The 23,333-nt window shown below is 64.9% G+C and carries 21 protein-coding genes and 1 tRNA gene; all 22 read right to left on the bottom strand.

Annotation, left to right across the window (positions count from 1 at the left end; translation table 11 throughout):
* Positions 1 to 18 precede the first annotated feature (18 nt).
* The 22 genes from rpsO to RKE25_RS10305 all read right to left on the bottom strand — a co-directional run bounded on the left by rpsO (position 19) and on the right by RKE25_RS10305 (position 23,255).
* The gene (rpsO, locus tag RKE25_RS10410; protein WP_311842142.1) at positions 19 to 288 is read right to left on the bottom strand and encodes a 30S ribosomal protein S15; all 270 of its coding nucleotides are present in this window, start codon (positions 286 to 288) and stop codon (positions 19 to 21) included.
* Positions 289 to 449: 161 nt separating this feature from the next.
* Positions 450 to 1,379, bottom strand: a complete 930-nt coding sequence (gene truB / locus RKE25_RS10405; protein WP_311842141.1) for a tRNA pseudouridine(55) synthase TruB — start codon at positions 1,377 to 1,379, stop codon at positions 450 to 452.
* Positions 1,379 to 1,759, bottom strand: coding sequence for a 30S ribosome-binding factor RbfA (gene rbfA / locus RKE25_RS10400; protein WP_311842140.1), 381 nt, complete (start codon positions 1,757 to 1,759; stop codon positions 1,379 to 1,381). Before rbfA ends, truB begins: the two co-directional genes overlap by 1 nt.
* Before the next feature lie 141 nt (positions 1,760 to 1,900).
* Complete coding sequence (infB, locus tag RKE25_RS10395; protein WP_311842139.1) at positions 1,901 to 4,705, bottom strand: translation initiation factor IF-2; 2,805 nt, start codon at positions 4,703 to 4,705, stop codon at positions 1,901 to 1,903.
* 126 nt (positions 4,706 to 4,831) lie between these two features.
* Positions 4,832 to 6,331 (bottom strand): transcription termination factor NusA, encoded by a 1,500-nt coding sequence (gene nusA, locus RKE25_RS10390; RefSeq protein ID WP_311842138.1) that lies wholly within the window; start codon positions 6,329 to 6,331, stop codon positions 4,832 to 4,834.
* A gap of 47 nt (positions 6,332 to 6,378) precedes the next feature.
* A complete protein-coding gene (gene rimP, locus RKE25_RS10385) occupies positions 6,379 to 6,891 on the bottom strand; it encodes a ribosome maturation factor RimP (protein ID WP_311842137.1) in 513 nt (170 codons plus the stop codon).
* Positions 6,892 to 7,762: 871 nt separating this feature from the next.
* A tRNA-Met gene (locus RKE25_RS10380) sits at positions 7,763 to 7,839 on the bottom strand.
* Positions 7,840 to 7,971: 132 nt separating this feature from the next.
* Positions 7,972 to 9,411: an NADH-quinone oxidoreductase subunit NuoN gene (gene nuoN, locus RKE25_RS10375; RefSeq protein WP_311842378.1), complete on the bottom strand. Its 1,440-nt coding sequence runs from the start codon at positions 9,409 to 9,411 to the stop codon at positions 7,972 to 7,974.
* An 8-nt stretch (positions 9,412 to 9,419) separates the two neighbouring features.
* On the bottom strand, positions 9,420 to 10,928 hold the full coding sequence (locus RKE25_RS10370) for an NADH-quinone oxidoreductase subunit M (protein ID WP_311842136.1): 1,509 nt from the start codon (positions 10,926 to 10,928) through the stop codon (positions 9,420 to 9,422).
* Between the two features lie 14 nt (positions 10,929 to 10,942).
* On the bottom strand, positions 10,943 to 12,994 hold the full coding sequence (nuoL, locus tag RKE25_RS10365; RefSeq protein ID WP_311842135.1) for an NADH-quinone oxidoreductase subunit L: 2,052 nt from the start codon (positions 12,992 to 12,994) through the stop codon (positions 10,943 to 10,945).
* Positions 12,995 to 12,998: 4 nt separating this feature from the next.
* A complete protein-coding gene (nuoK, locus tag RKE25_RS10360; protein ID WP_026634431.1) occupies positions 12,999 to 13,304 on the bottom strand; it encodes an NADH-quinone oxidoreductase subunit NuoK in 306 nt (101 codons plus the stop codon).
* Positions 13,301 to 13,942, bottom strand: a complete 642-nt coding sequence (locus tag RKE25_RS10355) for an NADH-quinone oxidoreductase subunit J (RefSeq protein WP_311842377.1) — start codon at positions 13,940 to 13,942, stop codon at positions 13,301 to 13,303. Before RKE25_RS10355 ends, nuoK begins: the two co-directional genes overlap by 4 nt.
* 14 nt (positions 13,943 to 13,956) lie before the next feature.
* Complete coding sequence (gene nuoI, locus RKE25_RS10350) at positions 13,957 to 14,448, bottom strand: NADH-quinone oxidoreductase subunit NuoI (protein ID WP_311842134.1); 492 nt, start codon at positions 14,446 to 14,448, stop codon at positions 13,957 to 13,959.
* A 9-nt stretch (positions 14,449 to 14,457) separates the two neighbouring features.
* On the bottom strand, positions 14,458 to 15,486 hold the full coding sequence (gene nuoH, locus RKE25_RS10345) for an NADH-quinone oxidoreductase subunit NuoH (protein WP_311842133.1): 1,029 nt from the start codon (positions 15,484 to 15,486) through the stop codon (positions 14,458 to 14,460).
* A gap of 3 nt (positions 15,487 to 15,489) precedes the next feature.
* Entirely contained in the window at positions 15,490 to 17,814 is a 2,325-nt protein-coding gene (gene nuoG, locus RKE25_RS10340) for an NADH-quinone oxidoreductase subunit NuoG (protein WP_311842132.1), read from the bottom strand.
* Positions 17,811 to 19,121, bottom strand: a complete 1,311-nt coding sequence (gene nuoF, locus RKE25_RS10335) for an NADH-quinone oxidoreductase subunit NuoF (RefSeq protein ID WP_311842131.1) — start codon at positions 19,119 to 19,121, stop codon at positions 17,811 to 17,813. Before nuoF ends, nuoG begins: the two co-directional genes overlap by 4 nt.
* A gap of 12 nt (positions 19,122 to 19,133) precedes the next feature.
* On the bottom strand, positions 19,134 to 19,661 hold the full coding sequence (gene nuoE, locus RKE25_RS10330) for an NADH-quinone oxidoreductase subunit NuoE (protein WP_311842130.1): 528 nt from the start codon (positions 19,659 to 19,661) through the stop codon (positions 19,134 to 19,136).
* 18 nt (positions 19,662 to 19,679) lie between these two features.
* Positions 19,680 to 20,933 carry an NADH-quinone oxidoreductase subunit D gene (locus RKE25_RS10325; protein ID WP_311842129.1) on the bottom strand — a complete coding sequence of 418 codons (1,254 nt, stop codon included), beginning with the start codon at positions 20,931 to 20,933 and terminating at the stop codon, positions 19,680 to 19,682.
* Between the two features lie 2 nt (positions 20,934 to 20,935).
* On the bottom strand, positions 20,936 to 21,664 hold the full coding sequence (locus RKE25_RS10320) for an NADH-quinone oxidoreductase subunit C (protein ID WP_311842128.1): 729 nt from the start codon (positions 21,662 to 21,664) through the stop codon (positions 20,936 to 20,938).
* A 10-nt stretch (positions 21,665 to 21,674) separates the two neighbouring features.
* A complete protein-coding gene (locus RKE25_RS10315; protein ID WP_090451468.1) occupies positions 21,675 to 22,232 on the bottom strand; it encodes an NADH-quinone oxidoreductase subunit B in 558 nt (185 codons plus the stop codon).
* Entirely contained in the window at positions 22,223 to 22,579 is a 357-nt protein-coding gene (locus RKE25_RS10310) for an NADH-quinone oxidoreductase subunit A (RefSeq protein ID WP_311842376.1), read from the bottom strand. Before RKE25_RS10310 ends, RKE25_RS10315 begins: the two co-directional genes overlap by 10 nt.
* 319 nt (positions 22,580 to 22,898) lie before the next feature.
* Positions 22,899 to 23,255, bottom strand: a complete 357-nt coding sequence (locus RKE25_RS10305; RefSeq protein ID WP_311842127.1) for a PilZ domain-containing protein — start codon at positions 23,253 to 23,255, stop codon at positions 22,899 to 22,901.
* Between the last annotated feature and the right edge of the window lie 78 nt (positions 23,256 to 23,333).

Raw genomic sequence — 23,333 nt, 5'->3', positions numbered from 1 at the left:
GTCGATGTCCTTGTCCGATTAACGGCGCAGGCCGAGGCGTTCGATGAGGCTCTGGTAGCGGGCCACGTCGTTGGCCTGCAGGTAGCTCAGCAGGCGCTTGCGCTGGTTGACCAGCTTGAGCAGGCCGCGACGCGAGTGATGGTCCTGCTTGTGGGTCTTGAAATGGTCGGTCAGGTGGTTGATACGGGCCGACAGCAGGGCCACCTGGACTTCCGGCGAACCGGTGTCGTTCGGCACGCGGCCGTATTCAGCAATGATCTTGCCGGTCTGTTCTGCAGTAAGGGACATGGGTCTCTCTTCCTCAAAAGCGGGTGCGAAGCTTGCGCAACGTCACCGGAATGACGTTGCGCAAGCTTCGCCTGGATGAATAAAACTCTGGAACAAGCGGCATATTCTACCGACCCGGCGCGCCCTACAACAAGAGCATGACAATGGCGCCAACCGCGCCGTCACGGCCTTTGCGGGGTTTCCGGCGGAATATTGAAGCCGCGCTGGATGCGCAACGTGCCGTCCTGGTCCAGTTCGCACAGCGCAACCGGCCGGCCATCAGGGGCAAAAGCCGCATAGGCTCCGGCCGGCCTTCCGGGCAGCTGGATGCGGCGTCCCCGGGTCACCGCGTGGCTCTGGTCCTCGTCCAGGTGCAAAGCTGGCCAGCCTGCCAGCCCTGCCGCTACGGGCAGGAGCAAGGCGTCCATGGCGGCCTCGCCCTGCTCCGCAGCCGCTTCCAGCTGCGCCAGAGTGACCATGAGTGGCTCCCTGAATGGCTCCACCCACCGTCGCCGCAAGCCGGTCAGGTGCGCGCCGCACCCCACCGCCTCGCCAAGATCGACCGCCAGGCTCCGGATATAGGTGCCCGAGCCGCACTCCACGAACAGCGTGAGCGTGTCGCCCGCCCGGGCGAGCAGATCCAGCCGATGGATGTCGACTTCGCGCGGCGGCGCCTGCACTGCCTCGCCGCGCCGGGCCTTCAGATAGAGGGGTTCGCCGTCCTGCTTGAGCGCCGAATACACCGGTGGAACCTGAACGATCCGCCCCCGGAATCCGGCCAATGCCGTTTCGATGTCCGAGGGGCCCAGTTCGGGCACCGGACGTTCGAGCACGACCTCGCCTTCCAGGTCGGCCGTCGTCGTGGTCGCTCCCAGGCGAACCTCTGCCTGATAGGCCTTGCGCGATCCGAGTAAGCTTCCGGCGATCTTGGTGGCCTCGCCGAAACACAGCGGCAGAAGGCCGGTCGCCAGCGGATCGAGGGCTCCGGTGTGCCCTCCTTTTTCGGCACGCAGCAAATGCCGGGCCTTCTGCAGCGCCTGGTTGGAGCTCAGCCCCAACGGCTTGTCCAGCAGCAGCAGGCCGTGCAGGTCGCGGAAACGGGTGCGGCCCATCAGTCCTCGTCGCTGCCTTTGTCCATGCCCAGGTCCCTGGCCTGCTCGCGCAGCAGGGCATCGATGCGCTCGCCCTTGTCCACCGAATCGTCGTACTTGAAGCGCAGCTCGGGTACGCGGCGGATGCGCATGCTGCGGGATAGCGAACGACGGAACTCGCCAGCCAACTCGTTGAGGGCCTTGACCGCCGTCACCGACTGGTCGGGCAGCAGCGCGGTGACCCAGACGGTGGCCCAATCCAGGTCACGGGTGACCTCGACGTCCGACACGCTCACCGAGGGCAGGCCATGATCGCGCACGGCGCTATGGACCAGCAGGCCCAGTTCCCGGCGCAGCTCGGCACCGACGCGGTCGGTCCGCTTGAAATCGCGTGAGGGCATAAAGCCTCCTTCAACCGCCCATGCGCGGCTGGCAGTGCGCCAACCGATGCGGCGGCGCGGATACGAAAAACGCCGAAGCCCGGACAAGTCTGCCCGGGCTCCGGTTCCCACGGAACGAGGGGCCTGCGCCCCTCACCCGGATTACAGCGTGCGTGCCACCTCGATGCGCTCGAAGCACTCGATCTGGTCGCCGACCTTCACGTCGTTGTACTGCTTCACGGCGATGCCGCACTCCATGCCGTTGCGCACTTCGTCGACCAGATCCTTGAAACGGCGCAGCGATTCCAGCTCGCCCTGGAAGATCACCGTGTTGTCGCGCAGCACACGGATCGGCTTGCTGCGCTTGACGGTACCTTCCACGACCATGCAGCCGGCCACCGCGCCGAACTTCGAGCTGCGGAAGACCTCGCGCACCTGGGCGACACCGATGATCTCCTCGCGCACTTCCTTGCCCAGCAGGCCCGAAGCCGCCTGCTTCACCTGGTCGATGACGTCGTAGATGATCGAGAAGTAGCGCACGTCCAGTCCGGCCGTGTCGATCACCTTGCGAGCCGAGGCATCGGCGCGCACGTTGAAGCCAATCACCAGCGCCTTGGAAGCCGCCGCCAGGGTGGCGTCGGATTCCGTGATGCCGCCGACGCCGGCTGCGATCACATTGACCTTTACGTTTTCGTTGCCGATCTGGCTCAGCGACTCGCGCAGCGCCTGCACCGAACCCTGCACATCGGCCTTGACCAGGATGTTGAGCGTCTGCTGCTCGGCGCCCTGGCCCATCTGGGCCATGATGTCTTCGAGGCGGTTGGCCTTGCTGACCATGCGCGTTTCGCGGCGTTTGAGCTGACGCTCCGCAGCCACTTCGCGGGCGAGGCGTTCGTCCGCCACGACCACGAAATCGTCGCCGGACTCCGGCACGCCGGACAGGCCCAGCACCTGCACCGGAATCGACGGACCGGCTTCCTGCACGGTCTTGCCGTTCTCGTCGATCAGCGCACGCATGCGGCCGTATTCGATGCCGCAGACGACGAAGTCGCCGCGCTTGAGCGTGCCCTGCTGCACCAGCACCGTCGCCACCGGGCCGCGACCGCGATCCAGGCTGGACTCGATCACCACGCCGGATGCCGGGCCGTCCTCGACGGCGGTCAGTTCCATCACCTCGGACTGGACCAGGATCGCGTCGAGCAGGTCATCGATGCCCATGCCCGTCTTCGCGGACACCGGCACGAACGGCGTATCGCCGCCCCACTCTTCCGGAATCACTTCCAGGTTGCCGAGGCCTTGCTTGACGTGGTCCGGGTTGGCGTCGGACTTGTCCATTTTGTTGAGCGCCACGATCAGCGGCACCTTGGCGGCGCGCGCATGCTGCACGGCTTCCGCCGTCTGCGGCATGACGCCGTCGTCGGCGGCGACGACCAGCACCACGATGTCCGTGGACTGGGCACCACGCGCACGCATCGAGGTAAACGCCGCGTGGCCAGGGGTATCGAGGAACGTGATGACGCCCTTCGGCGTCTCAACGTGATACGCACCGATGTGCTGCGTAATGCCACCGGCTTCGCCCGACGCGACCTTGGTGCGACGGATGTAGTCCAGCAGGGAGGTCTTGCCGTGGTCGACGTGGCCCATGATGGTGACCACTGGCGGACGCGGCTTCTTCTCGCCTTCCAGCTCCGCATTCTGCGTGTGCGCGGCCAGCGCGGCCTCGGCGTTGTTCTCACTCGCGGCCACGGCCTTGTGGCCGAGTTCCTCGACCACCAGCACCGCGGTGTCGTGGTCGATGGTCTGGTTGATGGTGGCCATCACGCCCATCTTGAAGAGCGCCTTGACCACTTCCGAGCCCTTTACGGCCATCTTCTGCGCCAGGTCGGCGACGACATTGGTATCGCCGATCACGACTTCACGTACCACCGGCGCGGTGGGACGGGAGAAGCCGTGCGCGCCGGTGCCGGTGACGGCACTGCCGCCACGCGCCGGTTCATTACGGCCGGGCTTGCCCGGCTTGCCGCGCTTGCTGCGGCGCGCGCGGTCGGCCTCGGACAGGTGCAACTCACCCGCGGCGAAGCGCTTGCCGCCCGGACCTTCGTCGCGGTCACGGCCGAAGCGCGGCTTGTTGCGCGCATCGGCGGCCGCGGCGGCGGCGGGCGCCGGTGCCGGCGCGGGGGCCGGCGCAGGCGCGGGAGCGGCCACCGGCTTTTCGCGGCGACGCGGCTCGTGAATGCGAGGCAGGATCATGCCCAGCGCCTTCGGATCGATCTTCTGCACGGACGACTGCACCGGTGCGGCCTTCTCCCTGGGAGAAGCCACCGGCGACTCCGGAGCGGCCTCCGGCTGCGGCGCCTGCTGCTGCTCGACCGGCGCGTCTTCGCGCGCAGCCGCGGCGGCTTCCTCGGCAGCCCTGGCAGCAGCCTCCGCTTCGACCTGCAGGCGGCGCTGCTCGGCCTCGGCCTCCTGCTGGCGCTGCTGTTCGGCTTCTTCGCGCTGGCGCGCCTCTTCCTGGCGACGGCGCTCGGCTTCGACGCGCTCGGTCTCTTCGTGCTCGCGCTGCTGCTGGGATTCCTGCAGCTTGCGCAGCGCGTCCTCGCGCTCATGGTCCGCACCGGCTTCCTCGGCGATGACGCTGCGCTTGACGTAGGTGCGCTTGGCGCGCACTTCCACGTTCACCGTCTTGGCGCCACCGGCGCCGCGGCCACCCGGCGTGGATACCTTCAGCTCGCTGACCTTGCGGCGCTTGAGCGTGATCTGGCGCGGCGAGCTGTCCTCGGCCTCGGCAGCCTCTTCGCTCTTGCCGTGCGTGCGGCGCAGGAATCCGAGCAGCTTCACCTTCTCGGTGCTGCTGATGACCTGCTCCGGATCGGAGAATTTCATGCCGGCTTCGGCCAGCTGCCCAAGCAGCCTGTCCACCGGCAAGCCAAGTACCTTGGCGAGTTGTTTGATCGTTACGTCCGACATCGTGTTCTTTCTCCGCCGTTCCCGCGCTTACCCCGAGCGACCCACGGCCGCCCGGATACCGCCATCCCTGGTGGAAGCCTTTCGGGCTTCCCTCGGCGCGCCCATCCGGGGCGCGGCCGTCCGCGGTTAGCCGCCCTTCTCCAGCCGCTCGATCATGGGCCTGCGTGCTTCCATGATCAGCTTCGCGGCGAGGTCTTCGTCCACACCCTCGATATCGATCAGGTCGTCGACGGCGAGGTCGGCAAGGTCGTCCAGCGTCACCACTTCACGCTCGGCCAGCGCATAGGCGATCGACTCGCTCATGCCCGGCAGCGCCAGCAGGTCTTCCGACGGCTCGTTCACGCCTTCTTCCACCGCCAGGGCCTCGGTCAGCAGCGCATCGCGGGCGCGGGCGCGGAGTTCCTCGACGATGTCCTCGTCGAAACCTTCCACCGCCAGCAGCTCGGCGCTGGGCACGTAGGCGATTTCCTCGATGCTCGAGAAGCCTTCCTGCACCAGGATGTTGGCAATTTCCTGGTCCACCTCGAGCTTCTCCATGAACAGCTGGCGCGCGGCCTCCTGCTCGGCTTCGCTCTTGGCGGCAACCTGGTCCTGCGTCATCACGTTGAGCTGCCAGCCGGTGAGCTTGCTGGCCAGGCGCACGTTCTGACCGCCGCGGCCGATCGCCTGGGACAGTTTGTCTTCGGCCACCGCGATGTCCATGGAGTGTTTCTCCTCGTCCATGATGATGGACTGGACTTCGGCCGGCGCCATCGCGTTGATGACGTACTGAGCCTGGTTCTCGTGCCACAGGATGATGTCCACGCGCTCGCCGTTGAGCTCGTTGGACACCGCCTGCACGCGCGAACCGCGCATGCCGATGCACGCGCCGATGGGATCGGTGCGGCTGTCATGGGCCACCACGGCGATCTTGGCGCGATCGCCCGGATCGCGGGCGCAGCCCTTGATCTCGACCAGGCCCTGGCCGACTTCCGGTACCTCGAGCTTGAACAGCTCGATCATGAATTCCGGCGCCGCGCGCGAGACGAACAGCTGCGGGCCGCGGATTTCCGACTTCACTTCGTGCAGATAGCCGCGCACGCGGTCGCCGACGCGATGCGATTCGCGCGGGATGGTCTTGTCGCGCGGAATGAACGCTTCGGCGTTGCCGCCCAGGTCCAGGTAGACGTTGCCGCGCTCGACGCGCTTGACGATGCCGGTGATCAGCTCGCCCACGCGATCCTTGTAGGCGTCCACCACCTGCTGGCGTTCGGCTTCGCGCACGCGCTGCACGATCACCTGCTTGGCGGCCTGCGCAGCGATGCGACCGAACTCCGCGTTCTCGATCTGCTGCTCGATGTGCTCGCCTACCTGCGCATCGGCGCGCTCGTCGGTCGCGTCCATCAGGCGCAGCTGGCGGAACGGCGATTCCATCTCGCCGTCGTCGGCAATCACTTCCCAGCGACGGAACGTTTCGTACTCACCGCTCGTGCGATTGATCGACACGCGGATGTCCGGATCTTCCTCCGGATAGCGCTTTTTAGCGGCGGACGCCAGCGCGGCCTCCATCGCCTGGAAGATCACTTCGCGCGGCACGCCCTTTTCGTTGGCAACCGCGTCGACGACCAGCAACAGTTCTTTGCTCATTGCAGCAACTCCGTAGACGCCCTTCCGACGCCCGATCGCTTGATGGATTACTTGGCCTTCTTGGCCGGCTTCTTGCCGGGCTTGGGCTGCGGCACGTAGCCGAGCGCTGCCCAGTCCGGCACCACGCGCGCGCTTTCCACCGCGTCATGCTCGAACTCGAACACTTTCCCCTCGGCTTCCAGCGAAATGCGCTCGCCTTCCACCTTCAATACCTTGCCGCGCAGGCGGCGACGACCTTCGATCGGCGCCTTCAGCAGCACTTTCACTTCCTTCCCGGCCACCTTGTCGAACTGGGCGGCCGTGAACAACGGACGGTCGATGCCCGGCGAGGACACTTCCAGCAGGTAATGCCCCGGAATCGGATCCTCTACGTCGAGCATGGCCGACAACTCGCGGCTGGCAGCCTCGCAATCGTCGAGAGTGACCTCCCGCCCTTCCACGTCCAGATAAACGCGCAGGGTACTCTGCCCCTGCGACGGGGAGAACTCCACGCCAAGGCATTCCAGCCCCAGATCGGCCAGTACCTCGGTGAAGCGTTGTGCCAGTGCCTGCGTGTCCATAACCGTCTTTTTCTACCGTCGCCAGAAACAAAAAATGGGCGCTGACGGCCCATTCCCTTATCTCGCCGATGTCCCGACTCTTCCGGCTTCTTTCCGGGCGTATCCGCGCAAAACCGGCATTCATACCAAGCCGGATGTGACGAAGACGCGACGCATCCTTGCGCCCAACAAAAAAGCCTCACGAGGAGGCTTTCTTGTTCAAAGAAAGATCCGGTAGCGGGGAAACGGGTACGCCGATGAGGCGCTTCACCGTTCCGCTTAGGCCGCTGCAGAGTTCGCGAAGCATAGTCGGATCAAGTCGATTTTGCAACATTCGAGCCGCCGAATGCGGGATTTGGCACGGCAGCGCGACGCCCGCCGCGATCGGGTCTCCTCGCCGGCCTGAAAGCGCCAGGCCCAAGGAATCATTGCCAGGGAATATCCCGTAGTCGCACTTCTCTTCCACCTTCTCGGGATGCCCTGGTCGAGTTGGCAAAGACCCAGCGCGCCATCTCCAGTCGCAGGTGCCCAGGCCCGCGCATCACCCGACATCGCCATGTACACCGGATCGAGCGGAAACCCTCTGGCATACACATCCCGCAGATGCTTGGCCAGATCGCCCAAGCGGGCGCATTCGTCAATCGACAGGCCCAGGCCGGAAACCCGGACGGACTGGCCCGCCATGCAGGTGAGCAGAAACAACCGTGGTCATTTGCTTCACGCGAAGGGGCTCCTCTGAGAGGCCGGCATGCGGGCCGAGGCGCCAGGGTCCGGGGCGACCTTGCCCGGAATCGATTTGCATCGCGCCCTTCGCTCGAAACATCCGGCGTGGGCGACATGCACCGCGTTCGACGCAAAAAAAATCGGCGCTATGAAGGCGCCGATTCGAATGTGGTAGCGGGGGCAGGATTCGAACCTGCGACCTTCGGGTTATGAGCCCGACGAGCTGCCAGACTGCTCCACCCCGCACCAGGAATTTGAAAGTTTAGCCAGCTGGCCGAATTCTTGCAAGAGTTTTACCGACTTCGTTTTGAATTTTTTTTGTCGGCAGAACGAAACGTCGATGACGGCAAGCGGCGGCGCGTATCGCCGCCTGCGCAATCAACCCGGAAACACGCTCCGGCACCAGCCGAGCAGCGGGCCCCAGAACAGGCCGAGCACCAGCAAGGTCAGCGCGTTGAGCGAAAGCACCAGACGCACGGACGGGTCCTGTTGCATCTTCAACTCCGTGCCTTCTACCGGCTTGTCGAAGTACATGACCTTCACCACGCGCAGGTAGTAGTACAGGCCGATGATCGCGAACACGGCGCCGACGATAGCCAGCCACAGCAGGCCGGCATGGATGGCCGACTGCAGCACCAGCAGCTTCGCGAAGAAGCCGAACAGTGGCGGCACGCCAGCCAGCGAGAACATCACCAGCATCATCAGGAAGGCCATCCACGGCGAACGCTGGTTGAGGCCCTTGAGGTCGTCGATCTCTTCGCACTCGAAACCCGCGCGGGCCAGCGCCAGGATCACGCCGAAGGCGGCCGTGCCCATCAGCGCGTAGCTGATGGCATAGAACAGCGCCGAGGCGTAGCCTTCCGGACCGGCGTTCACCAGGCCCAGCAGCAGGTAGCCCATGTGCGAGATGGTCGAATATGCCAACAGGCGCTTCAGGTTGGTCTGCACGATCGCGACGAGGTTGCCGATCGCCAGCGACAGTACCGCCAGCGCGGCGAGCATCTGCTGCCAATGCTGCGCGAGGTCACCCAGGCCGGAATCCAGCAGGCGATACGCCATGCCGAACGCGGCAAGCTTGGGCGCGGAACCGATGAAAATGGTCACCGCGGTCGGCGAGCCCTGGTAGACATCCGGAATCCACATGTGGAACGGCGCAGCACCCAGCTTGAAGCCGATACCCACGATCATGAAGATCATGCCGAACAGCAGCAGGCTCTTCATGGTGGCGTGCCCGGCCGCACTGTGCAGGGTCGCCAGGTCCAGGGTGCCGGTAGCGCCATAGACCATCGACATGCCGTACAGCAGCATGCCCGAGGCCAGCGCGCCCAGCACGAAGTACTTCACTGCCGCCTCGGAAGACAGGCGGGAATCCCGGTTGAGAGCAACCAGGGCGTACGACGACAGCGTCAGCAGTTCCAGACCCAGGTACACCGTCACCAGGCTGCCGGCGGAGACCAGCAGCATCACGCCGATCACCGCGAAGATCATTAGGGTGTAGAACTCGCCCACGAACAGCTTGCGATCAGTCAGGTACGGACGCGCGTAGACGAAGATCAGCGCAACGCTGAGCAGCGCGAAGACCTTGAGGATCTCCGCCACGCCGTCGCGGATGAACATACCCGCGAATGCCTGCACCGGCTGGGCCGGCTGGCCGGAGATCACCAGGTAGATGCCGACAAGCACAACGGCGATCGACAACCAGTGCAGCATGCCCCGCTGCTCCGGCTTCATGAAGGCGTCCAGCAGCAGCAGGAGGCACGCCGCCGCCACCAGATACAGCTCCGGCAGCATGATCAGAATGTCATTGATGTTCGGCATGGTCATTCTCAGATCTTGTGGTTGCCAAGCTGCTGCACCAGCTGCGTGACGGAGCTGTCCATCAGATGGACCAGCGGCTGCGGCCAGACGCCCAGGGCGATGACGGCCGCGGCGAAGGCGATCAGCACGAAAGCCTCGCGGCCATTGATGTCCTTCATCTCGGCTACGTGCGGATTGGTCACTTCGCCCCACAGCACGCGCTTGACCATCCACAGGGTATAGGCCGCGCCGATGATCAGGGTGAAGGCAGCGAACAGCGCGATCCACGGATTGGCCTGGAAACTGGCCAGGATCACCTGGAACTCGCCGACGAAGCCGCTGGTGCCCGGCAGGCCGCTATTGGCCATGGCGAACAGCACGTAGAAGAAGCCGAACCACGGCATCACGTTGATGACGCCGCCGTAGTCCTTGATCTGGCGAGTATGCAAGCGGTCGTACAGCACGCCGATGCAGGAGAACATCGCGCCCGATACGAAGCCGTGCGAAATCATCTGCACCATCGCGCCCTGCATGCCGAGCTTGGCGGCATCGACGTTGCCGGCGCCGCGCACCAGCATGAAGGCGATGAAGATGCCCAGGGTGACGAAGCCCATGTGCGCCACGGACGAATACGCCACCAGCTTCTTCATGTCGTCCTGCACGAGCGCGATGTAGCCGATGTAGACCACCGCGATCAGGCTTAGGCCGATCACCAGCCAGGCATAGGCCTCAGACGCATCCGGCACGATCGGCAGCGAGAAGCGCAGGAAACCGTATCCGCCGATCTTCAGCATCACCGCGGCCAGCACCACGGAGCCGCCGGTCGGCGCCTCCACGTGTGCATCCGGTAACCAGGTGTGCACCGGCACCATCGGCACCTTCACCGCGAAGGCGGCGAGGAAGGCGAAGAACAGCCAGGTCTGCTCCTGCATAGTCAGCGGCAGCGCCGCCAGGGTCTGCAGGTCGAACGAGCCCGCCTTCAGGTACAGGTAGATCAGGCCCACCAGCATGAAGATGGAGCCCAGGAACGTATAGATGAAGAACTTCAGCGTCGCATAGACGCGGCGCGGACCACCCCAGATGCCGATGAGGATGAACATCGGGATCAGCATGGCCTCGAAGAACACGTAGAACAGCAATGCGTCCGTCGCGCAGAACACGCCGATCATCAGGCCTTCGAGCACCAGCATGGCGGCCATGTATTGGTGCGGCTTGTTCTGGATGACTTCCCAGGCGCCCACGATGACCAGGATGCCGACGAAAGTGGTCAGCAGGATCAGGGCGACGGAGATGCCGTCCACCGCAAGGCTGTAGTGGACGCCGAGCGAGGCGATCCACATATGGCTCTCACCGAGCTGCTTGGCGCTATCCGCCGCGTTGTACTGCGGCAGCAGGAACAGGCTGAGCACGAAGGTGAGCACGGCCACCAGCAGCGAGATCCACCGCGCGGCATTCGGTCGGCCGGAGCCGGCCAGCAGCACGGGGATGGCACCGACGATCGGGAGCCAGATCAGCAGGCTGAGCAAGTGATTGAACATGGAGCTGGGTTCCCTTATTGCCCGACCAGCCAATACCCGCCGAGCAGCAGGATCAGGCCGAGGATCATCGCGAAGGCATAGTGATAGAGGTAGCCGGACTGCAGCGCCCGGACCACGCCGGCGATGCGCTGGACCAGCGAGGCCGAGCCGTTCACCAGCGCGCCATCGATCACGGCCGCGTCACCGCCCTTCCACAGCGCCCGGCCGAGCTTGACGCCGCCCTTGGCGAACACTGCGAAGTAGACGTCGTCGATCCAGTACTTGCGGTCGAGGATGGTCCACAGCGGCTTGACTGCGCTCTTGATCTTGTCGGCGACGGCCGGATTGAACAGGTAGATGTAGGTCTGGATGATGAACGCCGCCAGCACCAGGAAGAACGGCCACTGGGTGAAGCCGTGCAGCGCCATGGCCATCCAGCCGTGGAACTCATGGCCGAGTTCGGCCAGCACATCGTTGGCCTCGTTGACGTGGATGGCACCGCCGAACCAACCGCCGTAGAGCATCGACTTGATGCCGATGGCACCGATCACCACGGACGGAATCGCCAGCAGCACCAGCGGCAGCGTCACCACCCAGGGCGACTCCTTCGGCGCATGGTGCAGCACGCCCGGCTCATGGTGGCCGTGATCGTCGTGATGCTCGTCGTGGTGGTCGTCATGATGACCGTGGCCATGGCCGTGGTCGGCAACGACGGTGAAGCGCTCCTTGCCATGGAAGGTCAGGTACATCTGGCGGAACGTGTACAAGGCGGTCACGAAAGCGCCGATCAGCACGCAGGCGTAAGCGTACTGCGCGCCCCAGCGATGTGACTCGCCCACCGCCTCGATGATGGCGTCCTTGGAGTAGAAGCCCGCGAAGAACGGTACGCCGCACAGCGCCAGCGAACCGATCCACATGGTGATCCAGGTGACCGGCATGTACTTGCGCAGGCCGCCCATATAGCGCATGTCCTGCTCATGATGCATGGCAATGATCACCGAGCCCGCACCCAGGAACAGCAGCGCCTTGAAGAAGGCGTGGGTCATCAGGTGGAACACCGCGCCGGAGTACGCCGAGACGCCCAGCGCCACGGTCATGTAGCCCAGCTGCGACAGCGTGGAATACGCCACCACGCGCTTAATGTCGTTCTGCACGATGCCGATCAGGCCGGTGAACAGCGCGCCGGTAGCGCCGATCACCATGATGAAGCTCAGCGCGCCCTCCGACAGCTCGAAGATCGGCGACATGCGGGCGACCATGAAAATGCCCGCGGTCACCATCGTGGCCGCGTGGATCAGCGCCGAGATGGGAGTCGGACCTTCCATCGAGTCCGGCAGCCACACGTGCAGCGGCACCTGGGCCGACTTGCCCATCGCACCGATGAACAGCAGCACGCCGATCACGGTGGCGGCATCCCAGGCGTGGTTCTGGGTGATCTGCAGAGTCTTGCCGACCAGGGTCGGCGCGTTGGCGAACGCGGTCGAGTAGTCCAGCGTACCCAGGAAATACAGGATCGCCGCGATGCCGAGCAGGAAGCCGAAATCGCCGACGCGGTTGACCAGGAATGCCTTGAGGTTGGCGAAGATCGCCGTCGGGCGCTTGAACCAGAAACCGATCAGCAGATACGAGACCAGGCCCACCGCCTCCCAGCCGAAGAACAGCTGCATGAAGTTGTTGCTCATCACGAGCATCAACATCGAGAAGGTGAACAGCGAGATGTAGCTGAAGAAGCGCTGGTAGCCGTCGTCATCCGCCATATAGCCGATGGTGTAGATATGCACCAGCAGCGATACGAAGGTAACTACCACCATCATCATGGCGGAGAGCTTGTCGATCAGGAAGCCGACGCTGGCCGTGTACTTGCCGATCTCGAACCAGGTGTAGATGTTCTGGTTGTAGACCGGCACGGCGCCCGTGCTCAACTGATACAGCACGTACATCGACAGGCCACAGGAAATGGCCACGCCGAGGATGGTGGCGCTGTGCGCGCCCGCGCGCCCGATGAACCGGCCGAGGAAGCCGGCGAGCAAACAACCGACCAGCGGCGCCAGCGCGATGATCAGCAGAATGGAGGTGGAGATTCCCATCGGCTCAGCCCTTCATGCTGTCGATTTCGGCGATGTTGATCGTGCTGCGGTTGCGGAACAGCAGGACCAGGATCGCCAGGCCAATGGCGGTTTCCGCCGCGGCCACGGTAAGGATGAAGAACACGAACACCTGGCCGGCCACGTCGCCGAGAAAGCGCGAGAAAGCCACGAAGTTGATGTTCACGGCCAGCAGCATCAGCTCGATCGACATCAGCAGCACGATGACGTTCTTGCGATTGATGAACAGGCTGGCCACCGCGATGCAGAACAGCACCGCGCCAAGCACGATGAAGTGCGAAAGCGTGATCATGGCGTGGTCTCCTGGTTCGTGGCCTGGTCCGGGCGTTCCGCCGCCATCTTGATGATGCGGACGCGATCGCTGGCCTTGACCGCGACCTGCTGCGAGGCCGACTGGTGGCGCACGCCGCCGCGGTGGCGTAGGGTCAGCGCCACGGCGGCGACCACGCCCACGGTCAGGATCAGCGCCGCGATTTCGAACGGCAGCAGGAACTTCGTGTAAAGGGCCTGGCCCAGCCATTCGGTGTTGGACAGGCCAGCGGCGGTAGCGGGGTTGGCGCCCATCACGGCCTCGTGCATGGTGCGCACGCCGATCAGGGCCAGCATCTCGACCAGCATCACCAAGGCCACCACGATGCCCACGGGCAGGTAGCGGATGAAGCCTTCGCGGACCTGCTCCTGCTTGATGTCGAGCATCATCACCACGAACAGGAACAGCACCATCACCGCGCCGACGTAGACGACGATGAGCGCGATGGCGAGGAACTCCGCCTCGGCCAGCAGCCAGATGCAGGCCGTGCTGAAGAAGGTCAGCACCAGCGAGAGCACGGCATGCACCGAGTTGCGCAGCGTGATGACGCCCAGGGCCGCGACGACGGTGACCGCCGCGAACGCGTAGAAACAGACGAGTTGGAACACAGACGGATCGATCACGGTTGTGTCCTTTAGCGATACGCGGCGTCTTGAGCGCGAGCGGCGGCGACGTCTTGCTCGAAGCGGTCGCCAATGGCGAGCAGCTGCGGCTTGGTCACGACGTTCTCGCCACGCTTCTCGAAGTGGTATTCGTGCACATGCGTCTCGACGATCGAGTCCACCGGGCAGCTCTCCTCGCAGAAACCGCAGAAGATGCACTTGAACAGGTCGATGTCATAGCGCGTGGTACGGCGCTGACCGTCGCTCTCGCGAGGCGCGGAGTCGATGGTGATTGCCAGCGCCGGGCACACCGCCTCGCACAGCTTGCACGCGATGCAACGCTCTTCGCCGTTGGGGTAGCGGCGCAGCGCATGCAGACCGCGGAAGCGGTTCGACTTGGGGATGTGCTCCATCGGGTAGCGCATCGTGTACTTGGGGCTGAACATGTAGCGCATGGTCAAGCTCATACCCTTGACCAGCTCGATGAGCAGGAGGCTCTTGAAGTAGTTGGTAATGCCGGACATGGTTTTTCTTCAGCCTCCCGTGCCGATGCTGACCCAGCCGAAGTACTTCATGCAGCCGGCGACGAGGACCCAGACGATGGTGATGGGAATGAACACCTTCCAGCCCAGACGCATGATCTGGTCGTAGCGGTAGCGCGGGAAGCTGGCGCGGAACCACAGGAACAGGAAGGCGAAGGCGAAGGCCTTGATGAACAGCCAGAAGAAGCTGCCCTGCCCGATCCAGCCCCACGAGGGCGGGAACGGCGACAGCCAGCCGCCCATGAACAGGATCGAGGCCAGGAAGCTGACCAGGATCATGTTGGCGTATTCGGCCAGGAAGAAGATCGCGAACGCCGAGCCGGAGTACTCCACGTGGAAACCGGCGACGATCTCGGACTCGCCTTCCGCCACGTCGAACGGCGCGCGGTTGGTCTCGGCGACACCGGAAATGAAGTAGATGACGAACACCGGCAGCAACGGCCACATGAACCACTCGAGGAAGCCCTTGCCGCCCGCCTGCGCATGCACGATGTCGGTCAGGTTCAGGCTGCCGGCCAGCACCAGCACACAGACTAGGCACAGGCCCATGGCCAGTTCGTAGGAGATCACCTGCGCCGCCGAACGCATCGCACCGAGCAGCGCGTAGCGCGAGTTGGAAGCCCAGCCCGCCAGGATGATGCCGTACACGCCCAGCGAGGTCATCGCCAGCAGGTACAGCACACCCGCGTTGACGTTGGCCAGCACCAGCTTGTCGTTGAATGGAATCACCGCCCACGCCGCGAACGCCGGCACCAGGGCCAGCAGCGGCGCCAGGTAGTACAGGAACTTGTTCGCGTTGCTGGGAAGGATCACTTCCTTGATCAGCAGCTTGACTACGTCCGCGAAGGCCTGCAGCAGGCCCAGGGGACCGACCTTGTTCGGCCCCATGCGCACGTGCATCCAGCCGATGACCTTGCGCTCCCAGTACACGAACATCGCCACCGCCAGGATCACCGGAACGGCGATGCACAGGATGTAGATGACCGGCCAGACGAGCTGGTTGAGGATCTGTTCGCCCATGGCTTACGCCTTGCTCAAGGTGATGGCCGCGCCGTAAGGCGGCAGCGTGGCGGTGAGTTCGTGCGCGGCTTCGATCCAGGCGGTGCCGTCCGGCACCGACTCGTCGATCGCCACCGGCAGCGTGACCTTGCCGACGTGCACCGAAGCGCCGTCGGCCAGACCCTGGCGCTGCGCTTCAGCCGGGCTCAGGCGCACCGCCGGCTCGCGGTTCAGCGGATGGGCGCCGAGCGCGCTCGCGCGACGCAGCACGGCATCGGAGCGGTACATCGGCCAGGTGGCCAGACGGGTCAGGCCATCGGCCGAGGCGCGCGGCGCCAGACCATCGCGCACGACGGGAGCGCGGTCGACGATGCCGTCGCGCAGGCCGGCCAGATCGTCGAACTCGAAGCCGGCCAGCTTCAGGCCGCCGCCGAGCGCACGCAGCACCTTCCAGCCCGGACGGGCGTCGCCGGGAGCGCGGGCGCCCTGCACCACGCTCTGCGCGAGGCCATCGACGTTGACCAGGGTGCCGTCGATTTCCGGCAGCAGCGCGATCGGCAGAATCACATCGGCCAGATCGCGCAGCGTCGGCGTGGCGTAAGCGGAGAACGCGACCACGCTTTCGGCGCCGGTCAGCGCCTGCATCGCGGCGCCGCCATCAGCGACGTCGTGCGGCAGTTCCACGCCGTACAGCACGTAGGCCTTGCGCGGCTGCGCCAGCATTGCCTGCGCGTCAAGGCCGCCCTGGCCCGGCAGCACGCCAACGCTGCTCAGACCCAGCGCGTTGGCGCCGACCGGCAGTTCGTTGTAGCCGGCGCCGGTGGCCTGGGCGATGAAGCGCGCGAGCGCACGCAGCCATGAGGCCTGCGAATGCGTCGCCGCGGCTTCGCCGAGGATCACTACGGCCTTGCCGGCCTTGAGCGCTTCGATCGCACCGCGATCGCCCTCGTCGGCCTGCACGGCGTCGATGGCGGAAGCGAGCGCGGCCGGTGCGGTGGCGCCGCCCTGCACCGCCGCCTTCGCCAGCGCCAGCAGCGCGTCGACCATGGCCTGCGGCGCGACGATTTCTTCGCCGGCGAGCGGGTAGTTGAAGTTGAAGCGCGCCGGGTTCACGGCGTAGACCTTGGCGCCTTTCTTCACCGCCTGGTGCACGCGGTGGTTGAGGAGCGGCATTTCGTAGCGCAGGTCCGAACCGACCAGCAGCGCGGCCTTGACCTTGTCGACCTCGGCCACCGGCAGGCCGAACGCCTGGGCGTGGGCCTGGTCGGCGAAGTCGGTCTGGCGCAGGCGGTGGTCGATATGCGCGCTGCCCAGGCCATGGGCCAGGCGTACCAGCAGGTCGCCTTCCTCATTGGTAGTGGCGGGCGAAACCAGGAAGCCGAGATCGCCGCTCGCCTTGGCCAGCGCTTCGCCGGCGACGCTCAGCGCATCTTCCCAGGTGGTCGACTGCCACTGGCCGTTGCGCTTGACCTGCGGCGCGGTGATGCGGTCGGCCGCATACATGCCCTGGTGGCTGTAGCGGTCGCGGTCGGACAGCCAGCACTCGTTGATCGACTCGTTGTCGCGCGGCACGGTGCGCAGCACTTCGCCGCGGCGGGTGTGCAGCCACAGATTGGAACCGAGCGCGTCGTGGTAGGCCACGGACGGCTTGGCGACCAGCTCCCAGGCGCGCGCCTTGAACTGGAACGGCTTGTTGGTGAGCGCACCGACCGGGCACACGTCGATCACATTGCCCGACAGCTCGGTCTCGAGCGCCTTGCCGATGTACGTGCCGATCTGCAGGTTGTCGCCACGGCTCATCCCACCGAGCTCGTACGTGCCGGCGATCTCGCTGGTGAAGCGCACGCAGCGCGTGCACTGGATGCAGCGGGTCATCTCGGTGGCAACCAGCGGGCCGAGGTTCTCGTCCGCGATGGTGCGCTTGCGCTCGGTGTAGCGCGACACGCTGCGGCCATAGCCCAGGGCCACGTCCTGCAGCTCGCACTCGCCACCCTGGTCGCAGATCGGGCAGTCCAGCGGATGGTTGATCAGCAGGAACTCCATCACGTCGCGCTGGAACTTCAGCGCGCCGGCGGAACGGGTGGTGACCTTCATGCCCTCGGCCACCGGCGTGGCACAGGCCGGCTGCGGCTTGGGCATCGGCTTGCCACCCATCTCCACTTCCACCAGGCACATGCGGCAGTTGGCGGCAATGGGAAGCTTGCGGTGGTAGCAGAAGCGCGGGATGGCAACGCCAATGGCGTCCGCCGCCTCGATGATCATGGCGCCCTTGCGGATCTGCGTGGGCTTGCCGTCGATCTCGACGTTCAGCAGGTCGGGCGGCGTATTGTTCACTGGCTGCGCACTCATGCAGCGACTCCCATCTGGTCGTCGACAATCGACCGACCATTGACGATGTAGTACTCGAACTCATCCCAGAACTGGCGCAGGAAGCCCTGCACCGGCCACGCCGCGGCTTCGCCGAAGGCGCAGATGGTGTGGCCTTCGATCTGGCCGGCGATGGCCTTCAGGCGATGCAGGTCTTCCATCGTGCCCTGCCCGTCCACGATGCGGGTCAGCACGCGGTGCATCCAGCCGGTGCCTTCGCGGCACGGCGTGCACTGGCCGCAGGATTCCTTGTGGAAGAACTGCGAGATGCGGCGGGTGAAGCGCACGGTGCACACGGTGTCGTCCAGCACCACGATGGCGCCGGAGCCCAGGCCTGTCTTGAGGTCGCGCAAGGTGTCGTAGTCGAACGGCAAACCCTTCAGCTGCTCGGCTCGCAGCACCGGCATGGATACGCCGCCCGGGATCGCGCCCTTGAGCTTGCGGCCCGGACGCAGGCCGCCGGCCATTTCCAGCAATTCGTCGAAGGTGGTGCCCAGCGGCACTTCGAAGTTGCCGCCCTTCTGCACGCAGCCGGAGACCGAGAAGATCTTCGGGCCGCCGTTCTTGGTCTTGCTCTGCGCCAGGAACCAGTCCGCGCCCTTGCGCAGGATCGCCGGTACCGAGGCGTAGGTTTCGGTGTTGTTGATGGTCGAGGGCTTGCCGTACAGGCCGAAATTGGCGGGGAACGGCGGCTTGAAGCGCGGCTGGCCCTTCTTGCCTTCCAGCGATTCCATCAGCGCGGTTTCTTCGCCGCAGATGTAGGCGCCGGCGCCGAGCGCGCCGTAGATGTCCACGTCAATGCCGGTGCCCTGGATATTCTTGCCCAACAGGCCGGCGGCGTAGGCTTCCTTCAGCGCCTCTTCGAAATGCTCGTAAGGCTCGTGGTGGAACTCGCCGCGCAGGTAGTTGTACGCCGCGGTGGAACCGGTGCAGTAGCAGGCGATCGCCATGCCCTCGATCACCGCATGCGGGTTGAAGCGCAGGATGTCGCGGTCCTTGCAGGTACCCGGCTCCGACTCGTCGGAGTTGCAGAGGATGTACTTCTGCATGTTGCCCTTGGGCATGAAGGACCACTTCAGGCCGGTTGGGAAGCCTGCGCCGCCGCGGCCGCGCAGATTGCTCTTCTTGATCTCTTCGATCAGCGCGTTCGGGTCGGGCTTCTCGGCGAGGATCTTCTTCCACGCCTCGTAGCCACCGACCTGGGTGTAACTGTCCATCGCCCACGGCTTGTCGAAATGCAGCGTGGTGTAGACGACCTGGTGTTCCTTGGGTGCCGGACCGTATGCCATGACGCCCTGCCCTTACTTGAGACCGTCGAGGATCTCATCGATCTTCTCGATCGTGAGACGCTCGTGGTAATGCCCATTGACCGTCATCGCCGGCGCGCAGGCGCAGGCGGCGATGCACTCTTCTTCGCGCTTGAGATAGACGCGGCCGTCCGGCGTGCTCTCGCCCAGCTTGACGCCCAGCTTCTTCTCGCAGTGCTTCACCAGCTCCTCGGCACCATTGAGCCAGCAGGAAATGTTGGTGCAGATGGCGACGTTGTTGCGGCCGACCGGCTTGGTCTCCAGCATCGAATAGAAGCTGGCCACCTCGTATGCCCACACGGCGGGCAGTTCGAGGTACTTGGCGACGGCGGTGATCAGCTCGTCGGTAAGGAAGCCCTGGTTCTGCTCCTGGGCGGCGAACAGCGCCTGGATCAGCGCGGAACGCTTGCGGTCCGGCGGGAATTTCGCGACCCACTCGTCGATGTGATGGCGGGTGTGGTCATTGAGCTCGACGAGCGGGTCGACGTTCTTGACCTGCTCGTAATTTCCGGTGGCTTTCATGCGTATGCTCCCGTCGGCTCAGCGATCGACTTCGCCGAACACGAGGTCATAGGTGCCGATCATCGCCACCACGTCGGCCAGCATGTGGCCGCTCACGATGGGATCGATCGACGACAGATGGGCAAAGCCCGGCGCGCGCAAGTGCACGCGGAACGGCTTGTTGGCGCCGTCGGAGACGAGGTAGCAGCCAAACTCGCCCTTGGGCGCCTCGACCGCGCAATAGGTCTCGCCGGCCGGCACGCCGTAGCCCTCGGTGAACAGTTTGAAGTGGTGGATGAGCGCTTCCATGTCCTCCTTCATGGCCTCGCGCTTGGGCGGCGCGACCTTGAAGTTTTCCACCATCACCGGGCCCGGGTTGGCGCGCAGCCATTCCACGCACTGCTTGATGATGCGGTTGGACTGGCGCATCTCTTCCACGCGCACCAGGTAACGGTCGTAGCAGTCGCCATTGACGCCGACCGGGATGTCGAAATCCATCTCCGCGTACTTGGCGTAGGGCTGCTTCTTGCGCAGGTCCCAGGCCACGCCCGAGCCGCGGATCATCGCGCCGGTCATGCCCCACTGCTGGGCCAGTTCCGGCGAAATCACGCCGATGCCGACGGTGCGCTGCTTCCAGATGCGGTTATTGGTGAGCAGTTCCTCGTACTCGTCCACCTTCGACGGGAAGTCGGCGGTAAAGGCGTCGAGGAAGTCGAGCATGGAACCTTCGCGCCACGAGTTCAGGCGCTTGAGGTCCTTGCCCTTGTGCCAGGGCGACTCGCGGTACTGCGACATCTTTCCCGGCAGGTCACGGTAGACGCCGCCCGGACGGTAATACGTGGCGTGCATGCGCGCGCCCGAAACCGCCTCGTAGACGTCCATGAGCTCTTCGCGCTCGCGGAAGGCGTACAGGAACACCGCCATCGCACCCAGGTCGAGCGCGTTCGAACCGATCCACATCAGGTGGTTCAGGATGCGGGTGATCTCGTCGAACATGGTGCGGATGTACTGCGCACGCTCCGGTGCCTCGATGCCCAGCAGGGTCTCGATGGCGCGCACGTAGGCGTGCTCGTTGCACATCATGGACACGTAGTCCAGGCGATCCATGTAGCCGATCGACTGGTTGAACGGCTTGGATTCGGCCAGCTTTTCGGTGCCGCGGTGAAGCAGACCTACGTGCGGGTCGGCGCGGACGATCGTCTCGCCATCCATCTCCAGCACCAGGCGCAGCACACCGTGCGCGGCCGGATGCTGCGGGCCGAAGTTCATCGTGTAGTTGCGGATTTCCTGCATGCTCAGTTCTCCCGCCAGTTGTCGGCGGCTTCGGCCTTGGCCTGCAACAGGTCGGCGTCGTCACGGATCACGCGCGGCACCAGCACGCGCGGCTCGATCGATACGGGTTCGTACACCACGCGCTTCTGCTCGGGGTCGTAACGGACCTCGACGTTGCCGATCAGCGGGAAGTCCTTGCGGAACGGATGGCCGACGAAACCGTAGTCGGTGAGGATGCGGCGCAGGTCCGGATGGCCTTCGAAGATGATGCCGTACAGGTCGAACGCCTCGCGTTCGAACCAGTTCGAACCAGCCCACACACCGGTCACCGAGGGCACCACCGGCAGGGTGTCGTCTTCGCAGAACACGCGCAGGCGCAGGCGCTGGTTGTTCTCGATCGACAGCAGATGGATGACGGCAGCGAAACGGCGCGGCTGGTTCACTTCGCGCGGGCGGTCGGCCCACTTGAAGCGGCCCATGGCCTCGCCTTCCACGCCACGGGAGAAACCGGTGCCGGACACCGTGTCGGTATCCCACTCGGTCTGGCCGTAGCCCAGGTAGTCGATGCCGCACAGGTCGACCAGTTCGCCGAAGCGGAAGGCCGATTCGTCGCGCAGCGCGGTGGCTACCGCGATCAGGTCGGCCGCGGCCACCTCGGCGGTGACTTCGGTGCGGACGACCGTGATCTTCAACGTGTCGCCGAATCGCGCGGACAGGCGCTCGGCCAGCGAGTTCGTTTGCGTTTCGCTCATGGCTGCTGCCTCAGGACCGCGCGATGGTGCTGGTGCGGCGGATCTTCTTCTGCAACTGCAGGATGCCGTGGATCAGGGCCTCGGCCGTCGGCGGGCAGCCCGGCACGTAGATGTCCACCGGCACGATGCGGTCGCAGCCGCGCACCACCGAGTACGAGTAGTGGTAATAGCCGCCGCCGTTGGCGCAGCTACCCATGGAGATCACCCACTTGGGATCAGGCATCTGGTCGTAGACCTTGCGCAGCGCCGGAGCCATCTTGTTGACCAGGGTGCCGGCCACGATCATCACGTCGGACTGGCGCGGGCTGGGACGGAAGATCACGCCGTAGCGGTCCAGGTCCAGGCGCGCGGCGCCGGCATGCATCATCTCGACCGCGCAGCAGGCGAGACCGAACGTCATCGGCCACATCGAGCCCGTGCGCGCCCAGTTCATCAGCGCGTCGACGGAAGTGGTGGCGAAGCCGCGCTGGATGACGGGGTTGTCCCCCGCCGGGCGGAGAATGTCATCCACCAGGTTCAGCGGCTGCGGGTTGTGCATCACCCGGTCGAGCGAGGAGATCACTCCCATTCCAGTGCTCCCTTCTTCCACACGTAAGCGAAACCGATGACCAGGAGCAGCAGGAACAGCGCCATCTCCACGAGGGCGACGATGCCGATCTTGTCGAAGACCACCGCCCACGGGAAAAGGAAGGCGATTTCCAGGTCGAAGATGATGAAGAGAATCGCCAGCAGGTAATAGCGCACGTCGAAGCGCATGCGGGCGTCCTCGAAAGCCTCGAAGCCGCATTCGTACGGCGAGAGCTTTTCGGATTCGGGACGGCGCGGACCAGCCAGGAGGCCGATGGCCAGCAGGACGAGCCCTAAGCCCGTCGCGACGCCGATGAACAGCAGGATGGGCCAGTATTCGGCAAGCACGATGTCACGTACCTCCGCGCCGTCGGGGCGCATCAGTGACCGTCTGGGGAAAACGGTCCAGCTACTGGGATCGGCTGGCCCTTTCGGGGCCGTGGGCTAACCAGCCACGATCGCGCGCGTTGCAGGCACGAGCGTCCGACTTTCCACGATTGAATTCGGGAATCGGGACATTGTATCAGTGCGCTTAACAACAACAAGCCTTGACGGTTACTTCATCAAGCCTGGAAAAGGGCCCGGCTGGGCCTGCCGCAGGCCTTTTCGCCCAGGGATATCGAAGCCCGCAAACGTCGAGTCAACGCCTCGCGGCGTGAGGATGACGTCACATGGTGTGGGTCGGCCGCTCCGAACCGCTCATGCCCGCGAGGATGGCCTCGATGCGGGAGCGGGCCACTTCGCCGTCGGAGGAATCGTTGAATTGCACTCCGATGCCGGCGGTGCGATTGCCCTGGGCTCCCATCGGCGTCACCCATACCACCTTACCCGCCACGGAAAGGCGCTCGCCCTCGTCCGCCAGGTTCACCAGCAGCACGACTTCGTCGCCGAGGGAATAGCTCTGGGCCGTCGGGGCGAACAGGCCGCCATGCTTGAGGAACGGCATATACGCGTTGTAGAGCGCGGCCGTGTCCTTGATCTTCAGCGAAATGATGCCCTGTCGGGCCGCGATGGCCGGATTCATGTTGGTTCCCCGCGGGCCGTGGACGGTGCCGGCCCGATGCGGGCCATCCTAGCGAGCGACGCCGCCGGGCGTAAAGCG

Origin of the sequence: Dyella sp. BiH032, from assembly GCF_031954525.1 — a bacterium.
Classification (GTDB): Bacteria; Pseudomonadota; Gammaproteobacteria; order Xanthomonadales; family Rhodanobacteraceae; genus Dyella_D.
This window is presented reverse-complemented; position numbering and strand designations above follow the sequence as displayed.

What these genes read in the sequence shown, in the direction of transcription:
- rpsO (WP_311842142.1), bottom strand. Translation starts at nt 288, where the DNA reads ATGTCCCTTACTGCAGAACAGACCGGCAAGATCATTGCTGAATACGGC.
- truB (WP_311842141.1), bottom strand. Translation starts at nt 1,379, where the DNA reads ATGGGCCGCACCCGTTTCCGCGACCTGCACGGCCTGCTGCTGCTGGAC.
- rbfA (WP_311842140.1), bottom strand. Translation starts at nt 1,759, where the DNA reads ATGCCCTCACGCGATTTCAAGCGGACCGACCGCGTCGGTGCCGAGCTG.
- infB (WP_311842139.1), bottom strand. Translation starts at nt 4,705, where the DNA reads ATGTCGGACGTAACGATCAAACAACTCGCCAAGGTACTTGGCTTGCCG.
- nusA (WP_311842138.1), bottom strand. Translation starts at nt 6,331, where the DNA reads ATGAGCAAAGAACTGTTGCTGGTCGTCGACGCGGTTGCCAACGAAAAG.
- rimP (WP_311842137.1), bottom strand. Translation starts at nt 6,891, where the DNA reads ATGGACACGCAGGCACTGGCACAACGCTTCACCGAGGTACTGGCCGAT.
- nuoN (WP_311842378.1), bottom strand. Translation starts at nt 9,411, where the DNA reads ATGCCGAACATCAATGACATTCTGATCATGCTGCCGGAGCTGTATCTG.
- RKE25_RS10370 (WP_311842136.1), bottom strand. Translation starts at nt 10,928, where the DNA reads ATGTTCAATCACTTGCTCAGCCTGCTGATCTGGCTCCCGATCGTCGGT.
- nuoL (WP_311842135.1), bottom strand. Translation starts at nt 12,994, where the DNA reads ATGGGAATCTCCACCTCCATTCTGCTGATCATCGCGCTGGCGCCGCTG.
- nuoK (WP_026634431.1), bottom strand. Translation starts at nt 13,304, where the DNA reads ATGATCACGCTTTCGCACTTCATCGTGCTTGGCGCGGTGCTGTTCTGC.
- nuoI (WP_311842134.1), bottom strand. Translation starts at nt 14,448, where the DNA reads ATGTCCGGCATTACCAACTACTTCAAGAGCCTCCTGCTCATCGAGCTG.
- nuoH (WP_311842133.1), bottom strand. Translation starts at nt 15,486, where the DNA reads ATGGGCGAACAGATCCTCAACCAGCTCGTCTGGCCGGTCATCTACATC.
- nuoG (WP_311842132.1), bottom strand. Translation starts at nt 17,814, where the DNA reads ATGAGTGCGCAGCCAGTGAACAATACGCCGCCCGACCTGCTGAACGTC.
- nuoF (WP_311842131.1), bottom strand. Translation starts at nt 19,121, where the DNA reads ATGGCATACGGTCCGGCACCCAAGGAACACCAGGTCGTCTACACCACG.
- nuoE (WP_311842130.1), bottom strand. Translation starts at nt 19,661, where the DNA reads ATGAAAGCCACCGGAAATTACGAGCAGGTCAAGAACGTCGACCCGCTC.
- RKE25_RS10325 (WP_311842129.1), bottom strand. Translation starts at nt 20,933, where the DNA reads ATGCAGGAAATCCGCAACTACACGATGAACTTCGGCCCGCAGCATCCG.
- RKE25_RS10320 (WP_311842128.1), bottom strand. Translation starts at nt 21,664, where the DNA reads ATGAGCGAAACGCAAACGAACTCGCTGGCCGAGCGCCTGTCCGCGCGA.
- RKE25_RS10315 (WP_090451468.1), bottom strand. Translation starts at nt 22,232, where the DNA reads ATGGGAGTGATCTCCTCGCTCGACCGGGTGATGCACAACCCGCAGCCG.
- RKE25_RS10305 (WP_311842127.1), bottom strand. Translation starts at nt 23,255, where the DNA reads ATGAATCCGGCCATCGCGGCCCGACAGGGCATCATTTCGCTGAAGATC.